Here is a 14683-nt window from a genome sequence, read left to right as displayed (position 1 = left end):
CAAAACGGCGGGGATCAGCCTCTGGCTACGACTAAGGTTTTATTGGACTGGTGAAAAGATGACGCAAAAAAAAGAAGCGCAGGCCATAAGCCTACGCTTCCTTAATTTTAGATTCAGTTTGACTGAATGTCAGAGTGAGAACCAGGCTAGGAAGAAGCCTGCCACCACTGCTGTACCAATCACACCGGCAACGTTCGGACCCATGGCATGCATGAGAAGGAAGTTGCTTGGATCTGCTCTCTGACCTTCCACCTGACTAACGCGGGCAGCCATTGGCACGGCCGACACGCCAGCAGAACCGATCAGAGGGTTGATCTTGTTCTTCGAGAACACGTTCATCAATTTGGCCATCAGGATGCCGCAACCAGTAGCGATACTGAAGGCGACGATACCCAGGGCCAGAATCTTCATGGTGTCGAAGTTCAGGAACCGTTCTGCCGTCATTGTGATGCCGACAGACGTACCCAGGAAGATTGTGATGACGTTGACCACCTCGTTCTGAGCAGCCTTGGTGATGCGTTCTGCTTCAAGGCTTTCCCGAAGGAAGTTACCCAGCATCAGCATGCCAATCAGGGCAGCTGCTGCAGGAACCAGCAAGATCACAAGGATGGTAACCATGGCAGCAAAGATGAGCTTTTCAAGGCGACCCACTTTACGCAGGGATTTCATCTTGATCTTGCGTTCCGCTTCAGTTGTAAGCGCACGCATGATCGGAGGCTGGATCAACGGCACAAGCGCCATGTAGCTATAAGCTGCAACTGCGATTGGAGCGAGTAGATCCGGAGCCAACTTGCTGGCAAGGAAGATCGAGGTCGGGCCGTCAGCACCACCGATAATACCAATGGCAGCAGCCTCGTGTGACTGGAAGCCAATCAAGGTTGCACCAAGGAAGGTAGCGAACACACCAAACTGGGCAGCTGCACCGAGGAGCAGCGTACGCGGGTTGGCGATCAACGGGCCGAAGTCAGTCAAAGCCCCAACGCCCATGAAGATGAGCGGTGGGAAGATTTCCAGCTCAACGCCTTTGGAAATGTAGTAGTAGAGACCGCCGGCATGTTCGCCTTGGGGCAAGTTGACCAGACCTTCGGTAGGAAGGTTAGCCAAGAGAGCACCGAAAGCGATCGGAATCAGCAGAAGCGGTTCAAATTTTTTGTAGATCGCAAGATAGAACAGCAGAGCAATGATCGCCCACATGACCATCATTTGCCAGGTCACATCGCCAAAAGCGGTCAAATGCCAAATCTGTTCAAGCTTGGAGGCCTGAGTTGCTGTGCCTTCCATGAGAAGGATCTCCCTCCTTATGAAAGGGTTACAAGAACTTGACCCTCGGTCACGGTAGCACCGGCTGCCACATTGACCGCGGTAACTGTACCATCAGATGGAGCACTGATGTTCGTGTTCATCTTCATGGCTTCAAGGACAAGCAGAGTGTCGCCAGCTGATACTTTCTGACCAACAGAAACGTCTACGCTGATGACAGTCCCGGCAAGTGGGCTAGGCACTGCGCCATCACCAGCTGGGGCAGCAGGAGCTGCAGCAGGAGCCGGAGCGGCTGGGGCCGGAGCGGCAGGAGCAGGAGCTGCTGCTGCAGGGGCTGGAGCTGCTGGTTTCGCAGCCGGAGCCGGGGCAGCATTGTCCATATCTTCGTCTTCCACCGTTACATCGTAGGTGATGCCCTGTACGGTGATCCGCAAGCGTTTCATTACTTTAGTCCTCTCAGAGAATTGGGGGTCTGGCTACTGCCCAAGGGCATCATGGAAGTCCAGCCGTTACGGGTGTTATGTCCCGAAAAAGAGGCAATGCGACCTTCCAGTGGCCATTCGCTTACTTTGTGGGGGGGAGCTGCGACGCGAGTCACCTTGTATCCTGCCCCCATTGTCGCGGCTACGGCTGCTGCAATGGCAGCCAGATGATGTGGTGGTACGCCAGCCCGGGAGGCTACCGCCGCGCGCGGCGGTACCTTTGGAGCATGGTCCGAACCGCCTGTGCCTGAGCCGTTCTTTTCCTGGCGGATAAAGAAAGATCCAATAAGTGCACAGGCTGCCCAGAGAATGGCAAGAGCCATCATTACCACGACAAAGCCCGTTAAGATGATTTCCAGGTTTTCGAGCATCAAGATAATCCTTTGCTCAGAGTGGAATGTTGCCGTGTTTCTTCGGCGGACGGGTTTCCCGTTTGGACATCAGGCCACGAAGCGAGAGAGCGATTGCACTCTTGGTTTCGCGAGGCTGGATGATGTCATGGATAGCCAGTCTGCCAGCAGACAAGTAAGGCGTAGCAAATTCCTTGCGATATTCATCCGCAAGTTCTTTTGCCTTGGCCGGCTTGTCTTCAGCTTCTTTCAATTCCTTACGATAAAGGATATTGACAGCGCCTTCAGCACCCATCACAGCAATTTCGGCCGTTGGCCATGCCATAACGCGGTCCGCACCCATATCTTCCGAGCACATTGCCAGATACGCGCCGCCATAGGCTTTACGCATGATGACCGTGATCTTCGGAACAGTAGCAGAGGCATATGCGAAGAGCATTTTTGCGCCGTGACGAATAATACCGCGACGTTCTTCAGCGACACCCGGCAGGAAGCCAGGAACGTCGACGAGGGTAACGATCGGGATATTGTAAACGTTGCAGAAGCGAACAAAGCGTGCAGCCTTGTCACTGGCATCGATATCCAGCGTGCCCGCTTTAACGGTTGGCTGGTTGGAAACGAACCCAACGACCATGCCGCCAATGCGACCGAAGCCGATTACGATGTTGGCTGCAAAATGTTCCATGACTTCAAGGAAATCACCGTCATCAGCAAGGCTTTTGATAACCTCACGGCAGTCAAACGGGGTCTTGGAATCAGCTGGAACCAGCTCATCCAATGCCGGGTCATCAACAATTTTCAGGTCCGGCTCGATATGATGCGGCGGATCCATCATGTTGTTGGATGGCAGGAATGAGAGCAGCTTGTGGACAATCTGCACAGCATGCTGATCATTTTCAGCAATGAAGTGAATGTTACCGGATACGGAAGCGTGTGCTTGAGCCGACCCGATTTCTTCCATCGTTGTTACCTGACCGGTAACGGCGCGAATAACTTCTGGTCCACAGATGAACATCTGTGCGTTTTCGCGGGTCATGATAAGGAAGTCAGTCAGGGCAGGGCTGTAGGCTGCACCACCGGCGCAAGGACCTGCAATGACAGAGATCTGAGGCACAACGCCAGAGAGCTGAACGTTGCGATAGAATACCTGACCATAACCGGAAAGGGCACCAACACCCTCCTGAATACGTGCTCCGCCTGAATCGTTGAAGCCAACAACAGGTACGCCTGCTTTCACAGCATGATCGAGGGCTGCACAAATTTTCTTGGCGTGAATTTCACCCAAGGAGCCACCAACCACGCCGAAATCCTGGGAAAAGGCTGCTACTGGACGACCGTCGACAAAGCCTGTGCCGCAAATAACACCGTCCGTCGGAATGGATTTGTCTGCCATGCCGAAGTAACGGGTATTGTGCTGCGCATGCAAGCCGAATTCCTGGAACGTACCTTCGGAGAAAAGACCCCCAAGACGTTCACGGGCAGTCATGCGACCTTTGGCATGTCTGTCTTCAGCTTTCTTTGCGCCGCCACCGTCCAGTGCGATTTTGCGCCGTTTCTCCAACTCATCAGAAAGAGTTTTGGAAATCGCCATTTTATTACCGCTATGCTAGGCAGCGCCCGGATTGAGCGCTGCGTTAAGGTTGAGGTTGAACGGGTAAAAACCCGCCGGAAATTATGGATCGGACACCCGATGACAAAATCCTCAATGACGGAAGTATTACTCATTTATTCTAATGAGATAAAGGGTTGGAAGCGGCAAAAGGTTTGGACCAAAGGCTAGTTGATGCCTGAATCGGCGGCTTACTGGCGAGAATCGCGCATTAGACCAAAGTGGATAGAGGTAGTTTGCATAGCGAAAAAAATTGCTATGCAAAGTTGTGCGGTCTGTGAATATTAACTGCTGAGACCATTGTGTTAATCATCTCTGGTTGTAGAGCGCTCCGATTGAGCCAAAAACTGAAGTCTTCCATCTACTTATTCATTATAAATATGGTCGATGGTGAGGAAAACACCCTTCTGTGGCCTATAGGTGAGTCGGGGTGCCTATCGCTGATAGCATGAGTCTTGCTGCGCATCGCACGCTGTTGCGTTATGGAGCGTCGCTATTTATTTGCTCTCGCTCGGGAAAGATCTTGTGCCGGTTTCCTGCTCTTGCAAGGTCCAATCGCGCGAGGAAGAATGCCGGTAAATGAAGGCGCGACTCTGGGCTGCCTTCACATCCGGATCGGGATGAAGCGGCAGTCGAGAGGGGCTGCGATGCGAATGCAGGCGCGGTAGCGCCTGTTTCGGAGTGCCGGTTTCGTACTTTCGTCTTATTAGCAAATATGTCGAGAAAAAAGCCTCCCCACCTAATCCTAAGGTGTATCCATGCCTCATTGCCTCCTCTGGGTGACTTCGGAAAACCACTTTAAAAACAGGTCTCAAGACTGCCTTTTTGAACGGCTCTAACTGCGTCAGAAATTGTATCGTGATGCGGTGGTGCTTCTGGGTCGAGCAACCGTGTTGATGCAAATCAACGCCGAAAGCCCTTGGATAGACTAACGATTATAACACTAAAGTATCGGGAGTTATGACCGTATAGTGATGCACTTCCGGGACTTTTGTGTGGCTCACATGACCATTTTGACCACGCGACTGCTTCTGACAGCTGAAGGTATCTGAGGACCTGGGGTGACCGCCTTTGCCACTGGGCTTTGGTTGCAGGCAATTCTTTGAGCACTTTATTTCATTTCGACAGGCTGACACTACCAACAACCGGTCTGTTGTAATTGGGTGGAGAATATGAACGAAAAACTTCCAAAAACGCCGGCGTATCCCGGAAATTCAACGGTAATTAACGGTAACGGCGCCGTAGCCCAGGTAATGGGACAGGTGTGCGGTGGAGTCATCGGATATCCGATTACGCCTTCTACCGAGATTGCCGAAATCTATGAAGCTTTCAGAGCTGGCGGCGGACTCAATGTCTGGGGTCGTCATCCCTTCTTCTTCGAACCTGAAGGCGAACATTCGGCTCAGTCAGGCGCTCTTGGCGCTGCGCTTACGGGCGGACAATATGTGTCCAACGCTTCGTCCTCCCAGGGCGTGCTTTATGGCCTTGAATCGCATTATGTCACCGTCGGCAAGAAAGTCGGCGGTTTTGTCATGCAAGTTGCGGCTCGCTCCGTTTCCCGCCACTCACTGAACGTGATGGCCGGCCATGACGACATCTACGCCTTGTTACCATCCGGTTACACCATCCTGTTTGGGTCCAACCCGCAGGAAGCTGCCGACCTTGCCGCGATCTCCTACAAGGTCAGCGCGATGTCGATGATTCCGGTTGCCAACGGCATGGATGGCTTCGTGACATCTCACATGATGAGCGAAGTCATGATGCCGGAAGAAGACCTGCTGCGCGAATTCGTTGGTGATCCATCTGAGCGTATCATGTGCCCGACCGTCGCACAGGAAATGCTCTATGGTGCCAAAGGGCGCGTCTTCCAGCTCAAACGCTATCTGGGCCGTCACAGTTCTGATATGGAACAAGACGCCTACGCCAAGCTCGTTGCCTTCCTTGATGACAATGCTGATGCTGTTGAAGCCGACAATGCGGGCGAGATGGTTGCCAAAACTCTGGACATGCTGCCGGCAGAGCTGCACAAGCAGTGGAGTCGCCAGTGGACCAATGCCTTCCAGAAAGGCACTCGCCAGCGCGTTCCTGCTCAGGTTGATATCAACAATCCGGGCCTTACGGGTGGTGTTCAGAACCAGCCGGACTTCCAGGCCGGTGCTGTTGACCATCGCACCCACTTTGTGCGTGACGTTGCTCGCTTCGTACGCGAAGCCATGGATGAATATTCCGAACTGACCGGTCGCAGCTATGCTCCGGTTAAATGCTTCGAATGCGAAGATGCCGAAACCGTTCTGGTTGGCCTTGGGTCTGTCACCGACGATGCCGAAGCGGTTGCTGCTTACCTGCGCCGTCAGGGCAAGAAGGTCGGCGTGGTTTCCATCAAGATGCTGCAGCCATTCCCGGATGCGGAATTCGTGGAAGCCGTCAAAGGCAAAAAAGCAGTCACCATTCTTGAGCGTTCCGACAACACCGCTCTGACTGCCTTCGTCAAGGAAGCCTTGATGAAAGCCATGGAAAATGGTGCTGGCGAACGCTATCCGGGCGTCCCTGCCCTTAAGGAACTGCCAAAACTGACGACCGCCATCTTCGGCCTGGGTGCCCATGACCTGCAGCCTCGCCATCTGGTCGCAGCCTATGAAAACATGGACGGTGCTTGCCAGCCATTTGTTTATCTGGGCAGCCAGTTCTTCTCCAAGGATGCAAGCCCGATCATGAACGAGCTTCAGGCCAAGCTGAAAGACGCTTATCCTGAAACCGAACTGATGGCACTGGAAACCAAGCCGAACCCGAGCCTCCTGCCAGAAGGTGCCCTGCGCATCCGTTTCCATTCAGTTGGCGGGTACGGCACGATTGCCACCGGCAAGCTGCTCACGGACATTCTGGCCAACGCCCTGCATCTCTATTCCAAATCCGCACCGAAATACGGTTCGGAAAAATCGGGCGCTCCGACCAACTACTATATCACGCTCTCTCCAGAGCCGGTGCTGATCACCAACGCCGATCTGGAAGATGTGGAAGTGGTTGTTTCGCCAGACCACAAGGTCTTCGCTCACAGCAATCCGCTGCGTGGCCTTGTTGAAGGCGGCACCTTCATTCTGCAGTCCAATCTTTCCGCGCTTGAAGTCTGGAAAGAACTGCCTGCAGCCATGCGCAAGACCATCCGCGACCGGAAGATCAAATTCCTGGTGGTTGACGGCTTTGCCATTGCCAAGAAACATGCTCCAGTTGCCGCTCTTCAGACTCGCATGATGGGCATCGCCTTCATCGGCGCCGTCTGTGGCCATGTGGAACGCGTGACCGAAGGGGCTGATCGTGAAGCTGTGATCGAGAAGATCCGCAGCCAGATCAACTACAAATTCGGCACCAAGGGCGAAGCTGTTGTTGAAGGCAACATGGCGGTCATCCGCGATGGCGTCGAGGAAACGGCTGTTGTCGATTATTCGGCTCCTGAATTTGTCGAAGTGGACGCCGCAGGCGACCCGGTTCCTGAATTCAGCCCATCCATTTCTTCCAACATGTGCCGTATTGCTTCGGAATCTTCTCCGGAAGGTCTGTTTGATACTGCCTATTATGAAGAAACGGTCGCAGCACCATTCCGCGCAGGTGCCATCGGTGAAGCGCCGGTCCTGCCGGGCTCAGGCATGTTCATGCCTGCCGGGTCTGCCGCTGCCAAGGACAAGGGCCTCTTCCGGCGTGAAGTGCCGGTCTTCGATCCTGAAAAATGTACAGGCTGCCTGGATTGTTCCATGGTCTGCCCGGATGCTGCCATTCCGCCAAGCGTCTTCGATATCGACGCTCTGCTGATGGCTGCCGCCAAAGACATCGACATGCCGGAAAAACAGCGCGAAGTCATTCGTGAATATGTCCGCACTGTTGGTGAGACGGTTCGCCGTAAATATAATGCGCTGGATGACGCTCCGAGCTTTGCCAAACTGGTGGCCGAAGCGGTCAACGAGCTTTATGTTGAAAGCGCTGTCGTCAAGGGCAATCTGGAACGCATCGTGGAAGCAGTGTCGGTTCTGCCTGTTGCCAAGACCCGTCCATTCTTCGACTCCATGGAAGCCGAACACACCGGTCAGGGTGGTCTGTTTGCCGTGGCAGTCGACCCTTGGAAATGCACAGGTTGTCTGGAATGCGTGGACATCTGTGGTCCGGGTGCTCTGGTGGCCGCCGATCAGGACGCTGGCTTGCTGCATGATCTGCAGTCCAAGTTCAACTTCCTTTCCAAAACACCGAACACGCCAGCCCGCTTTGTTGAACCGGCCTTTGAGGACGACAACGAGATCAAGCGCATGATGCTGGATCGCGCCAACTACTATTCCACCACCGGTGGTCACGGTGCTTGTCGCGGCTGTGGCGAGGTTACGGCCATTCGTCAGGTTGTTTCCGCAACCCATGCGATCCATGACCGTCGTCAGAAAGCTCATGTGCGTGAGTTGGAAGAACTGGTCAACGGCCTGACCCTTAAGCTTGAAGAAGTCAAAGGCGATAGCGAACGCGAAGCCCGTATTTCCGGCGCCCTCAAGGTGCTCGAAAAACGCCTCTTCATGCTAGAAGGTGGCCCGACCGGTAATGGTCAGTCTCCGTTGGTTGTTGCCAACGCGACCGGCTGTAGCTCGGTTTATGCTTCGACCTTCCCGTTCAACCCTTACAATGACCCATGGGTCAACAGCCTGTTCCATGATGGACCGGCCGTCATCAAGGGTATCTTTGAAGGCACCACTGCCAATGCGGCAGTTGACTTCAAGGCCATGCGTCTTGCTAAACTCGAATTGGCCAATGCCTACGATCCGGTAACGGATGAAGCATTCTTCAACAATTTCGAATGGCACAATTTCTCCGACGCTGAACGCGACCTGCTGCCAACCTTCATGAACATCTCCGGTGATGGTGCTGCTTATGATATCGGCTTCGGTGCCCTGTCCCGCTTGCTGGCAAGTAACACGCCGGTCAAGGTGATGGTGCTCAACTCGGGCGTTTACTCCAACACCGGTGGTCAGGCTTCCACGGCCTCCCTGTCCGGTCAGGACAGTGACTTGGCCCGCTTCGGCAAGGCCAACCCTGGTAAGCTCGAAGACCGCAAGGAACTGGGTCTGATTGCAAGCTTCCACCCGAATGTTTTCGTGGTGCAGAGTGCAACCTCCTTCCCGGGTCACTTCCTCAAGAATGTGATGGCCTATCTGAAGCATTCCTCTTCACCAGCACTGCTTGACGTTTACACGCCATGTCAGGGTGAACACGGGATCGCTGATGACGCGGCCAACCGCCGCTCGAAACTGGCTGTTGAAGCCCGTGTCAGCCCGCTCTTCGTGCATGATCCCAAAGCAGGGAAAACCCTTGCTGAACGGTTCGACATCGAAGGCAACCCGGCAAAGGATCAGGATTGGGCCATGCAGACCATCTCCTATATGGAAGATGGCCAGCTCAAGTTGATGGATCTGCCACTTACTCCGGCTGACTATGCTTACGATGAAGTCCGCTTCAAGAAGCAGTTCCGCCCGATCAAGGGTGAAGTGGATGCTGTGCCGCTGCATGAATTCATCGACATGCCAGCTGTAGAGCGTGGCCGCAAGGTTCCATACATCCTCAAGGCCAATGCCAAACAGGAACTGGTCAAACTGGAAGTTGGTGCCATGATCGTGCATCTGGTTGAAGAACGTCGTCAGAACTGGCGCACACTTCAGCATCTTGCAGGTCAAACCGCTGCTCAACTCGATGCTGCTCACAGCAAAGAGCTGGCTGCAATGGAAGCCAAATACAAGGAAGCTCTGGAATCCCGTGAGCTTTCCATGGACAGCATCGCAGCCGGCATGGCTGAAATGGCTTCCATGTCTGCTTCCCCGGCAGTTCTGGGCCTTGGTGGTTCAGCTTCCGCCGCAGCGGCCAATGGAGCATCCGATGCAGCACCTGCTGCAGGAGGAGCCAGCCTGCCGCATATTCATGAAGAGGACGTATCGCTCTGCACCAACTGCAAAGCCTGCTATCAGGATGTTCCTGAGCTCTTCGAACTGACCAAGGTTGTCGAGAATGGGTCTGTCATGGAAGTGGCACACACCATCCCCGGTGCTCTGGAACAGGTCGAAGTCACTCCGGACCTGAAGTCCCGCATCATGAAAGTGGCGGCAAAATGCAACGCGGAGATCGTAAGATGACCGTTGATACTGCAGTAACGCAGGACGCTCTGTTTGATCATCAAATGGATGTTCTGAAAAAGCATCTCGCAGCGGACCCCCGGTCCCTGCGGAATGTCTTCATCGCGGACGGAGCCCAGGCCATGGCCTGGGAATTCCAGAAGGACGAGTTGGGCGAGCCCTTCATCAAGACTCTCTGGGGCCTTCTGCTCAAGAATGATGACATGAGCACCCTGATCCAGCGTTTCATCTGGAGCTTGCCGCTCCGGTTCAAACGCAAGTTCATCAAGGCGCTTGATGCCTACATGTCCGATCGCTATCCCATGTTCAAGGGCCTTTCCGAAGGCTGGCCTGAAGACAGCTACATTCCGCCCTATATCCGCACGCCGGAAGCGCGGTCTGCTGACTTCGAGCTGGTGAACCAGGGCTATCTGGGCTATCAGTCCCTCGGCTATTCCTTGCGGGAAGTCGAAATGATCGTTTGGCTGGAAGTGCTTCGCGACAAACAGTGCGAAGACAAGCCTTGCGAACTGGGCCAGATCATCCAGCGTACCAAGGACGAAGAAGCCACCAAGGTTGGTGGCTGCCCGGTCAAGATCCATATTCCGGAAATGATCGATCTGCTCGCCAAGGGCAAGATTCGTCAGGCGCTGGAATTGATCGAAAGCTGCAACCCGCTGCCAAACGTCACTGGCCGCGTCTGTCCGCAGGAGCATCAATGTCAGGGTGTCTGTAAGCATACCAACCGTCCGATCGAGATCGGTCAGTTGGAATGGTTCCTGCCCGAGCATGAAAAAGCTGCCAATCCGGATCAGCTCGCGCGCTTCGCTGGCATTGTCAGCCCTTGGCAGAAAGCCGAAAAGCCACCAATCGCGGTGGTGGGGTCCGGTCCGTCTGGCCTCATCAACGCCTATTTGCTGGCTGTTGAAGGCTTCCCGGTAACGGTCTTTGAAGCTTTCCACGAACTGGGCGGCGTGTTGCGCTACGGTATTCCCGAATTCCGTCTGCCAAACTCGCTGATCGATGATGTGGTTGCCAAGATCGACGCTCTGGGCGGTCGCTTCGTCAAAAACTTCGTGGTCGGCAAGTCCGCAACCCTTGAAGACCTGAAAGCCGCAGGCTTCTGGAAAATCTTCGTCGGGTCCGGTGCTGGCCTGCCAACCTTCATGAATGTTCCGGGTGAAGAATTGCTCGGCGTCATGTCGGCCAACGAGTTCCTGACCCGCGTCAACCTGATGCGTGGTCGTGATCCGGCTTATGAAACGCCGCTTCCGGACGTCAAGGACAAGAATATCCTCGTGATTGGTGGTGGCAACACCGCGATGGACGCAGCCCGCACGGCAAAACGCCTTGGCGGCAACGTGACCATCGTTTATCGCCGTACCCAGTCTGAGATGCCTGCCCGTGTTGAAGAACTCGAGCATGCACTCGAAGAGGGCATCGAATTGGCTGAACTGCGCGGACCGAAAGAGTTCGTTGGCGATCATCACACCCATTTCGTCACCCATGCTGTTGTGGATGTGAACGAGTTGGGTGAACCGGATGCCTCCGGTCGTCGTCGTCCGCGTCCAACCGGGGAAGTCATCGAAATGCCGGCGGATCTGGTCATCATGGCCCTTGGCAACAAGTCCAACCCGATCATTCCGTCGTCTGAACCCAAGCTTCAAGTCAGCAAATGGGGCACAATCAATGTTGGCAAAGACAGCCAGCAGACATCGATTGATGACATCTATACCGGTGGTGACGCTGCTCGTGGCGGGTCCACGGCGATCCTTGCTGCCGGTGATGGTCAGGCTGCTGCCCGTCAGATCCTCGGTGCCATTGATCTGGTGTCTGACGAGATTGCCGACCGGGTCAAGAGAGCGGACCACTTCACCAGCCTTGGTCTGGCTGAACATACCGTTCTCAAGCACACGGATCTGGCTGCCGGCATTGTCGAGATGACAATCCGCGCACCGGTGATTGCCCAGTCCGCTCGGGCTGGCCAGTTTGTCCGCGTGTTGGCAACCGATGATGGCGAACTCATTCCGCTGACCCTTGCTGACTGGAACAAGGAAAACGGCACCATCGATCTGGTCATTCAGGGCATGGGTACCTCGACCAAGATGATGAACAAGATGAGCGAAGGCGATTTCTTCGCCGGTATCGCAGGCCCGCTTGGGGAACCAAGCGACGTCAATAAGTTCGATCCGGAAAAAGAAACCGTTGTCTTCACTGCCGGTGGCGTGGGCCTGCCAGCCATCTATCCGATCGCCAAGGCGCACCTGGAAACCGGCAATCATGTCACTATGATCATCGGCTTCCGTTCAGCAGACCATCTGTTCTGGACGGGCGACGACGAGCGCATGGGGCTGTTGAAGGCCAAATATGGCGACATGCTTGATGTCATCTATTGTTCCAACGATGGCACCTTCGGCATCAAGGGCTTTGTCACCAATCCGCTTGAAGACATGCTAAAGGACGACAAGACCTCCAAGGGCCGCAAGATTGCGGAAGTCGTCTCTGTCGGTCCTCCGATGATGATGCGTGCCGTCAGCGATCTGACCAAGCCATATGAAGTGCCGACTGTTGTCAGCCTCAACTCCATCATGGTGGATGCTACCGGCATGTGCGGCGCCTGCATGGTGCCCGTGCTCAAAGATGGCAAGACAATGCGTCAGCATGCTTGCATCGACGGGCCGGAATTCGACGCTCACACCGTCGAATGGGACAAGTTCCTGCCACGCTTTGGCCAGTTCAAGGTGCAGGAAGTTCGCAGCATGGAAAAACACAAGCTCAACTGATATCAATCAGCCCTATGAGCTTTGCATAAAAGAGCCCCCGGAAGAATGTCTTCCGGGGGCTTCTTCTTTTGGGATTGATGACAAATGGTGCGAATATGTCCCAATAGACAGCTAGCTACAGTCGGTTACACGATATCTGTGGGCAAATATGCGTAGATTTTTCGCATATTCGGTCTGAATTTAGCGCCCTTGTTGGTTGATTTCCCGCTCGGCGGTTTGAATAATTCGCTTGAGATCATCGGCAAATGCAGTGCATGCCTCCGGGCTCTCAAACCCGTTCTGCAACAGCGTCTCAGCGTTGGCGGCAATCTGAGGCATGATCTCGCTTAGCTTTGCACGCCCCTTGTCCGTTAATAGAACCAGCTTTTGTCTGGCATCTTTTTGTGAATAACTGCGGGTAATGAAACCTTTTGATTTCAATGACTTGAGAACTTTGGTCAGACCTCCTGAGGAAATCAGGAGAGCGTCATAAAGCTCGGTCGGTGTCATCGTCGCGCCGGGTTTCTGCGAGCGCAGGGCCGCCAAAGCATCAAATTCCATATAGGTCAGATCATGGAACTTAAGCAGCCGCTTCGTCGTTTCTTGCAATAGGGATGAAAGACGCTGAATGAGAGCTGCACTCTGCATGTAAGGCGTAACTGCCTCCGGCCAGTTCTCGCACACCTGTTTGCTTCGCTCTTCCACATTCATGACAGAAACCTTATTTATCTTGCTAGAAAGATAAAATGCATCGTCAGCCGCGCTTTGGCAATGCTGAAATCTGAAATCAGACGGTCAGTTGAAAACCAATAAGAGACAAATAATCATGACAGCCTCAGAAACACGCATGCCTTTCAGACCCATGCTTCCACCAACTCTGGCCTTGCTTGTCGGCCTTCTGGTTCCCTCTCTTGTCTGGGCGCAGCCTGCACCAGGCGCTGCCATGGGCGGGTCGGACCAGGGGCCCTTGCCTGTCGGTGTCATCACGCTAGAACAGGCTGATGTCCCATACGAGGTGACTCTTCCCGGACGGGCTGTGGCCTATGAGCAGGTTTCCATTCGTCCTCGGGTGAATGGGGTTATCGCCCAAATCGCCTATCAACCAGGCCGACCGGTCAAGGTTGGCGACCTGCTGTTTCGTATCGACAATGAGACCTACGAAGCCTCTGTCCAGTCGGCTGAAGCTGAGGTGGCCAGCGCAAAGGCCTCTCTGGAAGGCGCACAAATCACGCTTGAGCGCTACAAGAAGATTGAAGGCACGGGCATCTCCTCTGCCGATGTGAAGGATGCCGAGGTTAGTCTGCATCAAGCAGAAGCCTCCGTGAAAACAGCTGAGGCAGCGCTGCGCACTGCCAAACTCAATCTTGAATGGACGGAAATCCGCAGCCCCATTTCGGGCATTCCCGAAGTTGCAGATGTCTCTGTCGGTTCAATCGTGACGTCCAACCAGACGACTGCCTTGACGACAGTCACGCGCCTCAACCCGATTTATGTTGATGTGCAGGAATCGAGTGTACGAATGCTGTCCATTCGCAATCTTGTCGAGAATGGCTTCATCAAGCGCGCCGACAAACTGAGCCTCAAGCTACAGCTGGAAACCGGCGAAACGCTGGATGGCGAAGGCACGCTCCGTTCGCCCGGTACATCCGTGTCTACCACGACCGGCACCGTGGCCCTGCGGATGGAGTTCGACAATCCCAAACGCATGGTCATCCCGGGGCAGTTTCTGCGCGTGGACGCCACTTTGGGCACCTCTGAAGCCATTCTGGTGCCTCAGGGCGCCACCCAGCGCGCCAGCGATGGCAGCCTGACGGTTTATGTGGCCCGCGAGGGCAAGGTCGCGGTCGCAACACTTGATGAGATCGGCTCCTATCAGAATAACTGGATTGTCACCGGCGGAGTGGAAACGGGAGACCAGATTATCGTCGACAATATCCGCAACCTTCGCGAAGGCATCGAGATCAAGACCATTCCCGTTGAATATGTCGATGGCGTCATCAAGGAAGTGACAGATGGTGATGCGGCCAAGGTGCCCAATAGCAATGCATCAGGCGAGGCCCAGCCTGCCGACGTGGCAGAAAAGGAGTAG

Annotated in this window: 8 protein-coding genes; 3 read left to right on the top strand and 5 right to left on the bottom strand. The window is 54.5% G+C overall.

Translation table 11 applies throughout. From position 1 onward, the window contains the following. Positions 1-129: 129 nt before the first annotated feature. The 4 genes from ACKPCT_RS15520 to ACKPCT_RS15505 are packed head-to-tail and all read right to left on the bottom strand — an operon-like array spanning position 130 to position 3683. Positions 130-1281 (bottom strand): sodium ion-translocating decarboxylase subunit beta, encoded by a 1152-nt coding sequence (locus ACKPCT_RS15520; protein WP_210186654.1) that lies wholly within the window; start codon positions 1279-1281, stop codon positions 130-132. A 17-nt stretch (positions 1282-1298) separates the two neighbouring features. Then, positions 1299-1703 carry an acetyl-CoA carboxylase biotin carboxyl carrier protein subunit gene (locus tag ACKPCT_RS15515; protein ID WP_319567352.1) on the bottom strand — a complete coding sequence of 135 codons (405 nt, stop codon included), beginning with the start codon at positions 1701-1703 and terminating at the stop codon, positions 1299-1301. Further along, on the bottom strand, positions 1703-2113 hold the full coding sequence (locus ACKPCT_RS15510) for an OadG family transporter subunit (protein ID WP_090069398.1): 411 nt from the start codon (positions 2111-2113) through the stop codon (positions 1703-1705). The genes ACKPCT_RS15515 and ACKPCT_RS15510 overlap by 1 nt, the downstream gene beginning before the upstream one ends. Positions 2114-2129: 16 nt before the next feature. Next, entirely contained in the window at positions 2130-3683 is a 1554-nt protein-coding gene (locus ACKPCT_RS15505; protein ID WP_090069400.1) for an acyl-CoA carboxylase subunit beta, read from the bottom strand. A 1190-nt stretch (positions 3684-4873) separates the two neighbouring features. Between ACKPCT_RS15505 and ACKPCT_RS15500 the strand changes: the two genes are divergently transcribed. Both ACKPCT_RS15500 and ACKPCT_RS15495 read left to right on the top strand, forming a co-directional pair. Continuing rightward, positions 4874-9853, top strand: a complete 4980-nt coding sequence (locus ACKPCT_RS15500; RefSeq protein ID WP_319567351.1) for a 2-oxoacid:acceptor oxidoreductase family protein — start codon at positions 4874-4876, stop codon at positions 9851-9853. Further along, positions 9850-12615: a sulfide/dihydroorotate dehydrogenase-like FAD/NAD-binding protein gene (locus tag ACKPCT_RS15495; protein ID WP_244544594.1), complete on the top strand. Its 2766-nt coding sequence runs from the start codon at positions 9850-9852 to the stop codon at positions 12613-12615. The genes ACKPCT_RS15500 and ACKPCT_RS15495 overlap by 4 nt, the downstream gene beginning before the upstream one ends. Positions 12616-12795: 180 nt before the next feature. Here ACKPCT_RS15495 and ACKPCT_RS15490 read toward each other — a convergent pair whose 3' ends face one another. Next, the gene (locus ACKPCT_RS15490; RefSeq protein ID WP_090069407.1) at positions 12796-13305 is read right to left on the bottom strand and encodes a MarR family winged helix-turn-helix transcriptional regulator; all 510 of its coding nucleotides are present in this window, start codon (positions 13303-13305) and stop codon (positions 12796-12798) included. A 115-nt stretch (positions 13306-13420) separates the two neighbouring features. Here ACKPCT_RS15490 and ACKPCT_RS15485 point away from each other — a divergent pair, with 115 nt between their 5' ends. After that, positions 13421-14683, top strand: coding sequence for an efflux RND transporter periplasmic adaptor subunit (locus ACKPCT_RS15485; RefSeq protein ID WP_210186655.1), 1263 nt, complete (start codon positions 13421-13423; stop codon positions 14681-14683).

This window comes from Cohaesibacter marisflavi (genome assembly GCF_963665895.2).
In the GTDB taxonomy this organism is placed as follows: Bacteria; Pseudomonadota; Alphaproteobacteria; order Rhizobiales; family Cohaesibacteraceae; genus Cohaesibacter; species Cohaesibacter marisflavi.
The sequence above is the reverse complement of the archived record's forward strand: the minus strand, read 5'-3'. Positions and strand labels throughout refer to the sequence as shown.